Source organism: Janthinobacterium sp. JF4 (assembly GCF_059617925.1).
The window spans coordinates 249,108-263,049 of record NZ_JCAQAV010000004.1; the positions used below are offsets into that span (position 1 = coordinate 249,108).

Genomic DNA, 13,942 nt, shown 5'->3' on the forward strand with positions numbered 1-13,942 from the left:
TCAGGCGACGCGCTGCTGCGCCAGGACCGGTTCCATGGCCGGTTCATCCGGCACGGGCAGGTAGCGGGCGCCGGCCTGGTAGCGCTGGATGAACTGGCCGAAGTCGCCGCTGTCGGCGCGCTCCACCCGTTCCTGCTCGGCCAGCGAGGCATCGGCCTGCGCCGTAAAGCGCGCCAGCGCCGCCGGATCGAGCGGACGGCCGCGAAAATGCGCCGCGTGCGCCGCGCTCTGGCGCAGGGCGAACGCGTCGAAGCTGCCCTGCTCGGCGCGGATCGCCGCCAGCACGCGCGCCGAGGGCGTCAGCGCCACGTCCGCCAGCTTGGCGCGCTGCGCCGCCAGCGCCGTGGCGCAATCGTCGCCGCCACGCGCCTGGTCCAGCAGCGCGGCCATGGGCGCAATGCGCTCGAGCAGTTCACCGGCCCACGCCTGCAGGCTGAGCTGTTCGCCGTGGCGCTCCAGCAGCAGCCCCGGACGGCGCCCTTCCTTGACGGTACGGGCGAAGTTCTCGGTGTTCTCGCGGCTTTCGGCATTGCCGGTGAGGGGGCTGTCCTGCAGCGAGCAAAACAGCAGAAAAGCGTCGAGGAAGTGGCAGGCCGGCGCGCCGATGCCCAGCGGCTCGAACGGGTCGACATCGAGGCAACGCACTTCCACGTACTGCACCCCGCGCTGGGCCAGCGCGTGCAGGGGGCGTTCGCCGCTGTGCGCCACGCGCTTGGGCCGGATCGCCGAGTAGTACTCGTTCTCGATCTGCAGGCGGTTGGTATTGATCTGCACCCACTGCCCCTCGCGCCGCGTGCCCAGCTCGACATACGGCAGGTACGGATGGTTCATCGCCGCCGCCAGGCTGGTGATATAGCTGTCGAGCGTGTTGTAGTCGGGAGTCAGGCCGGCCTGGGCATCGTTCTGGTAGCCCATGTCGCTCATGCGCAGGCTGGTGGCGTACGGCAGGTACAAGGTATCGGCCGACAACTGCTGCAGCGGGAAGTCGCCGCGCCCGGGAAAATGGGCCGCCAGGGCAGGCGCGGCGCCGAACAGGTACATCAGCAGCCAGCCATAGCGGCGGAAATTGCGGATCAGGCCAACATAGCTTTCCGACTGAAACTGCATCGCCGTGCCGCCGTCGCCCCCGTCTGCGCGCAGGCGCTCCCACAATTCGGGCGGCAGCGAATAATTGTAGTGGATGCCGGCGATGCACTGCATGCTCTTGCCGTAGCGCAGCGCCAGGCCGCGCCGGTAGACATGCTTGAGCATGCCGATGTGCGAGCTGCCATACCAGGCGATCGGGATATCGGCGTCGGCAGGCAGGCGGCACGGCATCGAATGGCTCCACAGCATTTCATCGCCCAGCCCGCTGAAGACGAAACGGTGCAAGGCGTCGTAGCCGTCCAGCATGGCGGCCGTGTCCTGCTCGGGCGGCGTGATCAGCTCGATCAGCGCCTCCGCATAGTCGGTGGTGATGGTGGGATGGGTCAGGGCTGCGCCCAGCGCCAGTGGATGCGCCGTGGCGGCCAGGTGGCCGCGGCCGTCCACGCGCAGCGCTTCGCGTTCGATGCCGCGCAATCCCCGGGCCAGCAGCGCAAGTCCGTCCGCGTCTGCCAGCAGCGCCATGCGGCGCGTCAATAATGAACTCATAGCTGTGCTGCCTTCACAAAAAAACATCGTTCGGCTTTCCATCTCGACGCCGACGATAAGCCCCAAGCCCCGCACCACACAACTCGCAAATCCTGAGTGCGGGGATCAGAAACACTGATGCCAGGGGCCAGGCACCCGCGTTTGCGGGGCGGCGGCCCGGCACAGGCGTTCGCATCAGCGTTAGTGAGTGCTGCACTCAGGATTTGCGAATTGCGCCGTCCCGTCCGGCCCCTTATCTTGATAAACGAATATCAATAGACGGAAAAGTTTGGGTGCGCCGGCTTCGCAGCGCCGGCGCCCCCCCCCCTCTTCCGTATCCGGCGCGCCGACACGGCCGCGTGCTCAAGACGCATGCATGCGTGCATGCGGCATGCAAGCCAACAAGGAAGCCGACAAGGCGATGGGAGAACACAGGTGAATGTGATTGACAAGATGGTCGCGCTCGACCCGGGCGTTGTACGCCTGAGCACTTATGCTCTGGAAGACAACCTGCTGGCACGCGGCGGCAGCGTTTTTCTCACCGGCACCCAGGCACTGGTGCGCCTGCCGCTGATGCAGCGCTGGCTGGACCGCGAGCGGGGCCTGAACACGGCCGGCTTCATCAGCGGCTACCGGGGCTCGCCGCTGGGCGGCTACGACCAGGCGCTGTGGCGCGCGCGCCCCATGCTGGAAGCGCAGCAGATCCGTTTTCTGCCCGCCATCAACGAAGAGCTGGCCGCCACCGCCGTGCTGGGCAGCCAGCAGGTCGAGACCGATCCCCAGCGCACGGCCGATGGCGTATTCGCCCTGTGGTATGGCAAGGGGCCGGGCGTGGACCGGGCCGGCGATGCGCTCAAACATGGCAATGTGTACGGTTCCTCGCCGCATGGCGGCGTGCTGGTGGTGGCCGGCGATGATCACGGCTGCGTCTCGTCATCGATGCCGCACCAGAGCGATTTCGCCATGCAGGCGTGGAGCATGCCCGTCGTCAATCCGGCCAGCATCGCCGAATACCTGGAATTTGGCCTGTACGGCTGGGCGCTGTCGCGCTTTTCCGGCATGTGGGTGGGCTTCAAGGCGATTTCCGAAACGGTGGAAAGCGGCGCCACGGTCGACCTGGACGCCCTGTGCACGCGCTTCGACCACCCGGCCGACTACAGCGCGCCGGCCAGCGGCCTGCATTACCGCTGGCCCGACCTGCCCGGCCTGCCCATCGAGACGCGCCACGCGCACAAGCTGGCCGCCGTGCACGCGTTCGCGCGCGCCAACAGCATCGACCGCCTGCTGTGTCCCAGCCCGCAAGCCGATATCGGCATCGTCACGTGCGGCAAGGCGCATCTCGACGTGCTCGAAGTGCTGCGGCGCCTGGGCCTCAGTCTCGATGTGCTGGAACGCGCCGGCGTGCGCCTGTACAAGGTGGGCCTGAGCTTTCCGCTGGAAGCCGAGCGCCTGGCGCAGTTCAAATCGGGCTTGCGGGAAATCCTCGTCATCGAGGAAAAGGGGCCGCTGGTGGAGCAGCAGATCCGCACCCTGTTCTACAACCTGCCCGACGGCGCCCGCCCGCTGGTGCTGGGCAAGCTCGATGCCGGCGGCGCGCCGCTGCTGCCGGCGCAGGGCGAGCTGCGCCCGTCGCGCATCGCCGGCGTGCTGGCGGAATGGCTGGCGCGGCACAAGCCCGCGCTCGACCGCCGCAGCCTGCTGCCCGGCTTCGCGCCTGCCGCGCTGCTGGCGAATGCGGCCGATGGCGTGCGGCGCCTGCCCTATTTCTGTTCCGGCTGCCCGCACAACAGCTCGACCAAGGTGCCGCAAGGTTCGCGCGCGCAAGCGGGCATCGGCTGCCACTTCATGGCTTCGTGGATGGAGCGCGACACCACCGGGCTGATACAGATGGGCGGCGAAGGCGTCGACTGGGTGGCCCATTCGATGTTCAGCGCCACCCCGCACGTGTTCCAGAACCTGGGCGACGGCACGTATTTCCACTCGGGCTTCCTGGCCATCCGCCAGGCCATCGCCGGGCGCGCCAATATCACCTACAAGATTCTATACAACGACGCCGTGGCCATGACGGGCGGCCAGCCCATCGACGGCAGCCTGACGGTCGACGCCATCGCCTGGCAAGTGCATGCCGAGGGCGCCAAGGCGATCGCCGTGGTCAGCGACGCGCCGGAAAAATACGCGGGCCTGCGCGGCCGCTTCCCGCCGCCCGCCACCTTCCACGGACGCGAAGAACTCGACCAGGTGCAGCGCCGCCTGCGCGAGATCAAGGGCGTCAGCGTGCTGATTTACGAGCAGACTTGCGCGGCCGAGCTGCGCCGGCGCCGCAAGAAAAAGGAATTGCCCGATCCGCCGCGCCGCATGGTCATCAACAGCGCCGTGTGCGAAGGCTGCGGCGATTGCGGCGTCCAGTCGAACTGCCTGTCCATCGTGCCGCTGGAGACAAGCTACGGCCGCAAGCGCGCCATCGACCAGTCGTCGTGCAACAAGGATTATTCCTGCGCCAACGGCTTTTGCCCCAGCTTCGTCTCCGTGCGCGGCGGCGCCGTGCGCAAGGCAGCCGACGCCGCCATCGATCAGCAGGCCCTGCGCCGCGCCGCGGCCGCCCTGCCGCTACCCGCGCCGCACGGCTGGCACGGCCCGTTCAACCTGCTGGTGACGGGAGTGGGCGGCACGGGCGTGGTGACGGTGGGCGCGCTCGTTTCCATGGCCGCGCACCTCGAGGGCAAGCAAGCCTCGGTGCTCGACTTCATGGGCTTTGCGCAAAAGGGCGGCGCCGTGCTGTCCTTCGTGCGCCTGGCCCTGGCCGGCGAGGACCTGCACCAGGCGCGCATCGACGTCGGCCAGAGCGATGCCATGCTGGCCTGCGACATGGTGGTCGGCGCCAGCGCCGACGCGCTGCAGACCCTGCGCCACGGCCACACGCGCGTGGTCGCCAACACGCACCAGTTTCCCACCGCCGCCATGGTGCGCGATCCGGATGCGCCGCAGCATGCGGGCGCCCTGATGGACAAGCTGCGCCACGCCGTCGGCACGGAACACATCGCCGAATGCAACGGCCAGGTGCTGGCGCGCCAGCTGATGGGCGACACCATCATGGCCAATATACTGCTGATGGGCTTTGCCTGGCAGCGCGGCCTGATCCCCGTCGGCCTGGCGGCGCTGGAACGGGCCATCGAATTGAATGGCGTGGCCGTCGACGCCAACAAGGCGGCCTTCGCCGCCGGCCGCCTGGCCGCCTGCGGCGCGCCCCTGCTGCAAAACGTGGCCGCGGGGCCGGTGGCGCAAGACGCCAGCCTGGGCGCGCTGGTCGAGCAGCGCAGCGCCATGCTGGCGCGCTACCAGAACGCGGCGCTGGCGGAACGCTTCCAGGCGTTTGTCGCGCGCGTGCGCGAGCGCGAAAGCGCCGTCTTCGGCGCCGATGCGCCGCCCGTGCTGACGCTGGCCGTGGCGCGCGGCTACAGCAAGCTGCTGGCCTACAAGGATGAATACGAAGTGGCGCGGCTGTTCTCGGACGGCCAGTTCCAGCGCGAGCTGCGGCAGCAGTTCGAGGGCGACGTGACGCTCACCTTCCACATGGCGCCGCCGCTGCTGGGCAAGCGCAAGCGCGCCTTCGGCCCCTGGATGGGCCGGCTGCTGGCCTTGCTGGCCAGGGCCAGGGGACTGCGCGGCACGCGGTTCGACGTGTTTGGCTACAGCGCCGAACGGCGCCGCGAGCGCCAGCTGATCACCGACTACACGGCGCGCCTCGACGCCCTGCTGCCGCGCCTGAGCGCCGGGAACCTCGATTCCATCGTGGCGCTGGCCGAACTGCCGCAGGCCATCCGCGGCTACGGCCACGTGAAGCTGGCCAGCATCGATGCCGCCGAACGGCGCGCGCAGGCGCTGCTGGCCAGGCTGGAACAGCCGGCTGCCCCTGCCGCGCCACACGCCCAGCCGCCTTTCCGCAGCATCGCCATCCGGCGCTACCAGTAAAGCATGTTTTTCATTGACCACCACACGGCGCGGCGCCTCGCCGCGCCGGCGCCCCCAGGAGCCCTGCCTTGAAGTCCTTGTCCCTCGCCCTTCCCCTGCCCGGCGCGCGCCTGCGCGCGCTGGCCGCCATCGCCGCGCTGACCGTCGCCAGCGGCCTGGCGGCCGCGCTTTACCTGCCGGCCTCGATGGCCGGCGTGGTGGCGCTGCTGGTCTTTTGCATCAGCATGTGGGCCACGGCCCTGGTGCCCGAATACTGGCCGGCCCTGGCCTTCTTCCTGGTGGCGATGCTGTGCAATATGGCGCCCGCGCAAACCGTGTTCTCCGGCCTGCAGTCGACCACCTTCTGGCTGCTGTTCAGCGGCGCCGTGATGGGCGCGGCCATCGGCCACACGGGCCTGGGCAAGCGCGCGGCGGCCATCCTGTCGCGCATGCTGGGGCGGCGCTATGCGGGCGTCATCGCCGGCATCGTGCTGTTCAGCGTGGCGCTGGCCTTCGTCATGCCGTCGGGCATGGGCCGCGTGGTGCTGCTCATTCCCATCACCATCGCCGTGGCCGAGCATATCGGCTATGGCGCGGGCCATAACGGCCGCACGGGCATGCTGATGGCGGCCAGCTTTTCCAGCTTCCTGCCGACCTTCGCCATCCTGCCGTCGAACGCGCCGAACATGATTTTGTCCGGCATGGCGGACAATTTATATGGCGTGCAGATTGCGTATGTCGACTACCTGCTGCTGCATTTCCCCGTGCTGGGCATCCTCAAGTCGGTCTTGCTGGTGCTGCTGATCCTGTGGATGTTTCCCGCCGCCGATCCCGCGCGCGCGGCCGCGCCGGCGCAGCGGCAAGGCCCCATGTCGGCGCAGGAAACGGGCCTGGCCGTGGTGCTGGGCGCATGCCTGGCCCTGTGGATGACGGATGGCCTGCACCATGTGTCGCCGGCCTGGATCGGCCTGGCCGCCGCCCTGGTCTGCCTGTGGCCAGCCGCCGACCTGACGTCGAAAAAATGCCTGAACCAGGAGATCAACTATGGCTCGCTGCTGTTCGTGGCCGGCGTGATGGGCCTGGGCGCGGTGATTTCGGAAAGCGGCCTGGGCGAAGCCGTGGTGCACGGCCTGGGCCGGCATGCGCGCTTTGCGGCCGACACGCCGCTGTGGAACGCCGCCGTGCTGACCCTGATCTCGACGGTGGTGTCGCTGGTGACCAACCTGGCGGGCGTGCCGGCGACGATGACGCCGCTGGCGCAGGACCTGGCGGCGGTCACGGGCCTGCCGCTGATGACGGTGCTGATGACGCAAGTGCTGGCCTTTTCCAACGTCTGCCTGCCCTACCAGGCGCCGCCCCTGATTTTCGCCATGCAGGCGGCCAGCCTGCCGCTGGCGGCCGTCACCCGGCTATGCCTGAGCCTGTTCGTGCTCAGCCTGCTGATATTGACGCCGCTGGACTTCGTATGGTGGCACGTGCTGGGCCTGCTGTAGCGCGCTGGCCGGCACGCAGGGACTTTCTCACGAAAAGTAACAATTTACGCTATTTCAAGGGCTACCGCGCACCACAATGGTGAGAAGGAGGCAGAAAAAGTCACAAATAATTACCCATCTTACAGGCATTGTTAATGCAGTATTCTTAATAAAATCACATATAATATATAGTTGAAAAACGAATAAGAGTATCTGAAATTTCACCCATCTTTTAACTTAATGGACCCGCCCTCATGGAAATCCATCACCTGAAAACCTTCGCCACGGTGGCGCGCGAGGGCAGCATTACGCGCGCATCCGAACGGCTCTTCCTGAGCCAGCCCGCAGTCAGTGCCCATGTCAAGGCGATGGAGGATTATCTCGGCCTGACCTTGTTTGAACGCACGGCGCGCGGCATGAGCCTGACCAGCAGTGGCCAGCGCATCCTGGCCAAGGCCGAACGCACGCTCAACATCCATCGCGAACTGCTCGACGAAGCCAACCACATCAAGGGCCGCCTGGCCGGCAAGCTGCGCATCGGCGTCGGCGGCCAGTCCAACAACGAAGCCATCGGCCGGCTGGTGCGGCGCTTTTCCGAGCACCATCCGGAAGTCGAAGTGTCGCTGGAACACGGCAGTTCCAGCGGCACCCTGAACGGCATCCGCAGCGGCACGCTCGACGCCGGTTTCTACAACGAGGCGCGCTCGCCCGACGACGACCTGATGACCATCGAAGTGGCGTGCTTTCCCGTCTACGTGGCGGCGCCGGCCGGCATGCTCGACACCACCCAGCCGCTCGACTGGAACGCGCTGGCCGAGCTGCCGTGGATCTTCGCGCCATCGAGCCTGTGCTGCGGCGGCGCCGCCGAGCACCTGTTCAAGACGCGCAATTTCCGGCCGCGCCGCATCATCAGCATCGACCGCGAAAGCGTCACGCGCTCGATGCTGGCCGAACGCCTCGGCGTCGGCCTGCTGCATGGCGACACGGCGCTGGAAGCGCAGCGCCTCGGGGAAATCGATATCCTCTGCGTGGCCCAGTCGTCGGTGCGCAATCTGTTCGCGCACCTGGCCTCGCGCGCCAGCGAGCCGATGTTCGAGGCGATCAATGATGCGCTGAGCGAATCGGGCATATTGGCAGCCTGAGCCGCCAATATGCCGTGCGAATGCCACAGCCAGCGCGGGAAACCTAGCCAGCCAGGCGCTGCATCTGATTGAAGATATTTTTGCGGTGCATTTCTTCGGTGCCGCCCACGCTGGCGAAAGCCAGGGCGTTTTTCATCAGCTCGGCCACACGGCCGTTGTGATAGCCGAGACTGCCGTACAGCTTGACCAGGCTGGTGGCACTGTTGATCAGGTCTTCGGACCCCACCAGCTTGGCGATGGAACAGCTCATCAACCCTTCCCGCTGGCCTGCCAGCAATTGCGACAGCGCGCCAAACGCCAGCCATCGCGAACGTTCCATGCCGATGCGGATATCGACCAGGCGCCGCTGCACGTACTGGTGGTTGTCGATGCTGCTATTGAAGCTGCTGCGGCTGGCCGCGTAGCGCATCGCCTCGTCCAGGTAGGGCGCGATCAGGTTGGCCGCCGCCAGGCCGTAATACAGGCGTCCCAGCGAAATGGTGTCGATCAAGGTGGCCAGGCCGCGCCCGGGCGCGCCCAGCAGCTGCGACGGACGCACCGCGACCTCGTCGAAATGCAGGGCGCCGGTGGGCAGGTTGCGGTTGCCCAGCTTGTCGTCCACCAGGCCGGCGCGCAGGCCGGGCGTGTCGCGGTCAAGCAGCGCCAGCGCGATGTTGTGCTCTTCCTTGTCCGCCAGCCGGCAGACGATCAGGGCGAAATCCATGATGGGCGCGTGCGCGATATTGTATTTGCCGCCATTGAGCATGTAGCCGTCGGCCGTGGCGCGCAAGGTGCTCTGAATGCTGCGCACGTCCGTGCCTGTGCCGGGTTCGGCAATGCCGGTGGCGCTGACGTCGCCGCGCAGGATGGCGCCGAAATAGCGGTCGCGCTGCGCTTCTGTGCCGTGGCGCTCGAGGCCCCGCACCATGCCGGCCTGGGCGATGACGGACAGCAGCAGTTCCGGCGCGCCGATGGTCGAGGACAGGCCATCGAGGGCGGCCGTAAAAGTCCACCAGTCGCCTGTCGCGTGATCGCTGCCGGGCACGATCATGCGCCACAGGCCGGCATCGCGCAGGCGCTGCCAGCCGTCAAAATCGAAACCTTCGGCGCGCGCGGCGGCGCCGGCGGCAATGTCGCTGCCGATGCCGGCGTAGCGCTGGCGTATCTCGCCCTGTTGCGGTGTAAACATCATGGTTGGCCTTGTTGGTCAATGAAAGGAAAAGGGCCGCGCAGGCGGCCCGGGCAGGTTCGCCAGCCGTCAGTCCGACAGGATGACGGAGCGCCCGATGGCGCCGTGCAGGTCGAGGCAGCGCTCGAACCAGGTGCTGACGGGATCGTCAACCGGCAGCAAGGGCGTCGGCACGGTGATGCGCGCCCACTGCAGCACGCCGAACAGGATGTAGTCGGCAAACAGGGGCTGCGCGCCGCCCAGCCAGGGCTGCTTGGCCAGCACGCTGCGCAGCGGCGCGAATTTTTCCGGCAAGGCCGCCAGCTCGATATGGCGCGTGGCCGAGGCCTCTTCCAGTGTCTTGCCGAAGCGCTTTTCGCGCGCCGCGCGGAAATACGCCTGGTCCGCCGGCGACATCAGCGCATGCATGTCCATGGCGGCGATGGCCGAGACGGGCGGATGGATGACCGTCTGGCTGAAGCTTTCGACGAAACGGGCCATGGCCTGGCCGCCCGGGCCGCCGAACAGGCTGGGCCGGTCCGGATAGGCGCGCTCCAGGTGCACGGCGATTTCGAAGCTGTCGCCCTCGATGTGGCCGTTGTCGTTCAGCACCGGCACGCTCTTGTAGCTGCCGTCCTCGATGCCGGCGATTTCGGCGAAGGAGACGGGCCGCACCTCGGCCAGCAATTCCTTGTGCTTGAGTGCCATGATGATCTTCCATACATGGGGCGAATAATGACGGCGCCGGTCGGCGGCGCACAGGCTGTACAGGATGATGGACATGCGTTTCTCTCCAGTTGGGAAGGTCAGGCCGCGGCGCCGGTCAGCGCCAGGCGCTGCACGCCGCTGGCGGGGAAGCGTTCGCGCAGCAGCGCCAGCACCTGCTCGGGACTCGGCAGCGAATGGTGGCCGTGCATGCGCTCGAGCAGCGGATCGAAATGGTCGCGCCAGACGGGGTCGATGATGATGTAGCCGTCCTCGCGCAGCTGCGCCAGGTTGCGCTGCACGGCCGGCTTGGCCAGCATCGGCCCGCCCATCACGGGGAACAGCAGCACGGGAAAGGTGGCGGCCAGGATCACGGTGGTCAGGCGGTTGCCGGAAAAGCCGTTCGCCACGGCCGCCAGGGTATTCGCGGTGGCGGGCAGCACCAGCAGCAGGTCGTGCTCGGCGGCCAGGCGGCCAGGCTTGTCGGTCGGCCAATCCTGCGGCCGCTCGCCGCTGATGACGCGGTCGACGTACAGCGCGATCGATTCCGGCTTGAGGAAGTTGGTGGCATTCGGCGTCATCAGCACGCTCAGCTCGCAATCGAGGTGGTCCTTGATGATGCGCAGGTAGTTCGGCAGCAGGGTCGAATCGAGCGATCCCGTGACGCCGATGAGGATGCGCGGCTTGTGTTTTTTGATGGGCGTTTCCATGGTGTCGTATCCAGGTAGTGGCACGCGTGTGCCGGGTTAAGTGTGTACGGGCAGGCAGCGGCGCTGGTGCGCGCGCACCGCCATGACCATGCGGTCGAGGATCTCGGCCAGCAGCGGCTGCGAGGTGGCGAAATTGAGGCGCGCGCAGTGCGCGGCGCGCGCGTCGAAGACTTCGCCCGGGCTGAGCGCCACCCTCGCATGCTGCAGGAAGAAATCCGCCGCCGGCTGGTCCAGCTGCAGCGCCGCGCAATCGAGCCACAGCAGATACGTCCCCTGCGGCACGTGGAAGCGGACGGCCGGCAGCTCGCGGCGCAGGATCTGCACCGCGTAGTCGCGCATGGCCAGCAGGTGCGCCAGCACGGCGTCGAGCCAGGGCTGCCCGTCGTTCCAGGCCGCCACGGTGGCGTCGATGCCCAGGTTGTTGACGGCGCCCGTCAGGCGCGCCGGCAGGCGCGCGTGGAAGCGCTGCTGCAGCTCCGGCGTGCCGAAATGGGCGACGGCGCAGCGCAGGCCGGCGATGTTGAAGCTCTTGGTGGCCGAGTTCAGGGTGACGGTGCGCGCCGCCGCTGCGGGCGACAGCGCAGCGAACGGCAGGTGCTGCGCGCCCGGGTAGACCAGGTCGGCATGGATTTCGTCGGACACCACGATCAAGGCATGGCGCTCGGCGAATGCCAGCACGCTCTCCAGCTCCGCGCGGCCCAGCACGCGCCCCGTCGGATTGTGCGGATTGCACAGGATCAGCACGCGCGTGCGGGCATCGACGGCGTGCGCCAGGCCCTCCAGGTCGAGCTGATAGCCGCCGGGGCCCGATTGCATCTCCAGCGCGACCAGGCGCCGGCCCGTGCCCTCGACCGCTTCGCGGAACGGCGCATAGTGCGGCACTTGCACGATCACGCCATCGCCCGGGTCGGAAAACGCCATCACCGCGGCAAACGTCGCCTGCACCAGGTCGGGCAGGACCAGCACCTGGTCGGCCTCGGCCTGCCAGCCGTACAGGCGGCGCATGCGCGCGGCGAAGGCGTGGGCCACGGCGCGGTCGGCCTTGCGCCCGTCGCGCAAGGGATAAGTGAAATCGACGCGCCGCAGCACCTGCGCCAGCGCCGCCTGCACGGCGGGCGCGGTGCCCAGGTCCATGTCGGCCACGCAGGCGGCGAGCACGCCGGGCTGGTACTGGCGCCACTTGAAACTCTGGCGCGCCAGCAGCTGGTCCAGGGTCAGCGCCAGGCCGTCCTGCAGGGTAGCGAGCTGGCGGCTCATGCTTCGGTAAACACGCGGTTCAGGAAGCCGTTGAACCATGCCCGCAGCGCCTTGTCGTGCAGCACCCGTCCCTGCAGGTGCTGTTCGCCCTGCTGCGCGTTCGGCAGGTGGAAGCGGTGCGCGCCCTTCACCGCCCAGCGGCGCTGCATGGCCAGGGTCAGCTCGGGATGGTACTGGATGCCCCAGGCTTTCTCGCCGTAGCGGAAAGCCTGGTTGCGGTAGGCGTCGCCCTCGGCCAGCAGGATGGCGCCCTTGGGCAGCTCGAAACCCTCCATGTGGAAGTGGTACACCATGTCCGGCCACTTGGGCATGATGCGCTGGCCTTCGGCCGTCGGCTTCAGCGGATACCAGCCGATCTCCGTGACGTCGCCCTCGGCCGCCGTCACCTTGCAACCGAGATTCTTGGCCAGCATCTGCGCGCCCAGGCAGATGCCCAGATACGGCCGGTTTTCCGCCAGCGGCACGGACAGCCACTCGATCTCGCGGCGGATGTGCGCATCGCCGTCGTTCGCGCTCATCGGGCCGCCGAACGAGATCACGCCCGCATGGCCATCAAGGGTGTCGGGCAGCGGATCGCCGCACACGGGGCGGCGGATATCGAGCTCAAAGCCCTTGTCGCGCAGCAGCTTGCCGGCGCGGCCCGGCGTCGACGCTTCCTGGCGCAATATCGCCAGGATAGGCCGCTTGCGCCCGCGCCGGCCTTGCATCACTTCACTCATGCTGCTCTCCTTGTGTCTTGTTGCGCCGGATGTAGGACTCGACCAGGCTGGCATACGGCGGCACGAACGTCACCAAAGTCTGCCGGCCCACCTTGATGGTGTCCTTGACGTCGAAATGCAGGTGGATCGGTAGCTTGTCGACCCAGTTGTTCGAAATCCTGCCGATGCGCGCGCCGCGCGCCACCGGCTGCAGTTCGCGCACGGCCAGGTCGCTGGTATTGAGGTGCACGTAGCGGTACAAGGTGCCGGCGGCCGTCTGCAGGGTGACGCTGAAACGCGCGATCTGCACGATGACGCCATCGTCGGCCGCTACGGCCCAGTGAAAGTTGGCGCGGCAGGTGGCCGGGCGCAAGTCTTGCCCCTGATGTCCGCCGGACAGGCAGAACGGCAGGTTGTCCTTGCGCAGCTCGCAAAAATTATCGCGCCACGGATAGGCATAGTTGGCGTCGTCGCAGGAATCGCCTGCCTTGCCGCGCTGGCCGCCCACGCCATAGAAATGCGAACCGGCGTAGGCCGCGCCCTGCTCGATGGGAAAGCGCATGTCCGGGTACAGCACGGCGGCGCTGGCCACGCCGCTGCCGCTGCCGGGCAGCAGCGCGCCAGGCGGCAGGAAACGGTCATCATTGCCGGCCAGTGCCGGCGGCGCCAGGGCACTGAGCACGCCAGCCAGTAACAAAGTCTTCATCATGGTTTTTCTCCCGCCACGAGCAGCAGCGCACGCGCCGCGTCGGTCAGATATTGCGGATCGGTGCAGCGCTTGTCCTTCAGCGGCTCGTCGCAGCTCAGGCGCAGCGTATAGGCGGCGCCAAAGCGCGTGAAGCTGTAGTCGGCGCCGTCGCCTATCGATTCGAAGGCGCCGCCCGCATGTTCGAGCTTCAGGTCACTTGGCGCGACGAGGTGCGTGGCGCTGCCGAACAGCCCCAGCTTCGCGCCCGCCGGCGCATACAGGGCCGCATAGGCCGTGCCCTGGCCGTGGAAACGCGGCGCGCCCCAGTCGCCTTCGGCCGGCAGCAGCAGTACCGGGATGTTGACCTGCGCCAGCCCGGCGGGCGCGGTGGCGCGCAGCGCCCGCAGCACCGCTTCGGCCTGCGCCGCGCCGGCCCGCGCCTGGCCTGCCGCGGGCCAGTCGAGCGGCGTCAGCACGCGCTGCACCGCTTCGCCGGCGCTGGCGGCGCCCGCGAGCATGGCCAGCGCAGCTCCGAGCGCTTGCTGGAATGCCAGGCGCGCCATC

11 protein-coding genes are annotated in these 13,942 nt (G+C 67.9%); 3 read left to right on the forward strand and 8 right to left on the reverse strand.

Going from position 1 to position 13,942, the window contains the following annotated elements; genetic code table 11:
• Complete coding sequence (gene gshA, locus AC54AF_RS06545; RefSeq protein WP_496635879.1) at positions 1-1,632, reverse strand: glutamate--cysteine ligase; 1,632 nt, start codon at positions 1,630-1,632, stop codon at positions 1-3.
• Between the two features lie 432 nt (positions 1,633-2,064).
• Between gshA and AC54AF_RS06550 the strand changes: the two genes are divergently transcribed.
• The 3 genes from AC54AF_RS06550 to AC54AF_RS06560 all read left to right on the forward strand — a co-directional run bounded on the left by AC54AF_RS06550 (position 2,065) and on the right by AC54AF_RS06560 (position 8,173).
• Positions 2,065-5,580, forward strand: a complete 3,516-nt coding sequence (locus AC54AF_RS06550) for an indolepyruvate ferredoxin oxidoreductase family protein (protein WP_496635924.1) — start codon at positions 2,065-2,067, stop codon at positions 5,578-5,580.
• A gap of 68 nt (positions 5,581-5,648) precedes the next feature.
• Positions 5,649-7,052, forward strand: coding sequence for an SLC13 family permease (locus AC54AF_RS06555; protein ID WP_496635880.1), 1,404 nt, complete (start codon positions 5,649-5,651; stop codon positions 7,050-7,052).
• Positions 7,053-7,285: 233 nt separating this feature from the next.
• Entirely contained in the window at positions 7,286-8,173 is an 888-nt protein-coding gene (locus tag AC54AF_RS06560; RefSeq protein ID WP_131689973.1) for a LysR substrate-binding domain-containing protein, read from the forward strand.
• A 43-nt stretch (positions 8,174-8,216) separates the two neighbouring features.
• On the opposite strand, the gene AC54AF_RS06565 is transcribed toward AC54AF_RS06560, so the two are convergent.
• From AC54AF_RS06565 to AC54AF_RS06595, 7 genes are all read right to left on the reverse strand, one after another.
• Positions 8,217-9,344: an acyl-CoA dehydrogenase family protein gene (locus AC54AF_RS06565; protein WP_496635881.1), complete on the reverse strand. Its 1,128-nt coding sequence runs from the start codon at positions 9,342-9,344 to the stop codon at positions 8,217-8,219.
• Positions 9,345-9,410: 66 nt separating this feature from the next.
• Positions 9,411-10,103, reverse strand: a complete 693-nt coding sequence (locus AC54AF_RS06570; protein WP_496635882.1) for a glutathione S-transferase family protein — start codon at positions 10,101-10,103, stop codon at positions 9,411-9,413.
• Positions 10,104-10,126: 23 nt separating this feature from the next.
• Positions 10,127-10,735 (reverse strand): flavoprotein, encoded by a 609-nt coding sequence (locus tag AC54AF_RS06575; RefSeq protein WP_034783931.1) that lies wholly within the window; start codon positions 10,733-10,735, stop codon positions 10,127-10,129.
• 36 nt (positions 10,736-10,771) lie between these two features.
• Positions 10,772-11,992, reverse strand: coding sequence for a MalY/PatB family protein (locus AC54AF_RS06580; RefSeq protein WP_496635883.1), 1,221 nt, complete (start codon positions 11,990-11,992; stop codon positions 10,772-10,774).
• Entirely contained in the window at positions 11,989-12,711 is a 723-nt protein-coding gene (locus AC54AF_RS06585) for a glutamine amidotransferase (protein ID WP_496635884.1), read from the reverse strand. The genes AC54AF_RS06580 and AC54AF_RS06585 overlap by 4 nt, the downstream gene beginning before the upstream one ends.
• A complete protein-coding gene (locus AC54AF_RS06590; protein ID WP_496635885.1) occupies positions 12,704-13,399 on the reverse strand; it encodes a peptidoglycan DD-metalloendopeptidase family protein in 696 nt (231 codons plus the stop codon). The genes AC54AF_RS06585 and AC54AF_RS06590 overlap by 8 nt, the downstream gene beginning before the upstream one ends.
• On the reverse strand, positions 13,396-13,941 hold the full coding sequence (locus AC54AF_RS06595) for a hypothetical protein (protein ID WP_496635886.1): 546 nt from the start codon (positions 13,939-13,941) through the stop codon (positions 13,396-13,398). The genes AC54AF_RS06590 and AC54AF_RS06595 overlap by 4 nt, the downstream gene beginning before the upstream one ends.
• Position 13,942 lies beyond the last annotated feature (1 nt).